This window comes from Saccharothrix sp. ST-888 (assembly GCF_000955975.1).
GTDB lineage: Bacteria > Actinomycetota > Actinomycetes > Streptomycetales > Streptomycetaceae > Kitasatospora.
Map to the genome: position 1 here is coordinate 1 of NZ_JYJF01000885.1, position 314 is coordinate 314.

Annotated in this window: 1 pseudogene; it reads left to right on the forward strand. The window is 66.2% G+C overall.

The annotated features are described in order from the left end of the window. Window positions 1-194: 194 nt before the first annotated feature. A pseudogene (locus tag UK12_RS45460) lies at window positions 195-314 on the forward strand (transposase); the annotation flags it as partial.

Here is a 314-nt window from a genome sequence, read left to right on the forward strand (position 1 = left end):
TATCACCACGGTTGCATTTGCTCCTACCCGGCGGCGTCGGCCTGCAGGCGCGTGCGGCTGCACTGCTCGGTCCAGCGGGAGCGTAACTCAGCTTGGCCGTGGAGCCTCCCTGTGCTGTCGTTGGGCCATTCGACGTCGTCACTCACCAACTTCAACAGGACGTCAGCGTCTGGTAGCACGTCCAGCAACACGGCCACGACGCTATCGTGAGCGATTTCGCCCGCGCCGACTGCCGCCCTTGTCCCTCCCGCGACAAGTGCACCACCGCGGCCAAGGGCCGTCGCATGCTGACCCTACGACCCCGCGAGCTGCAC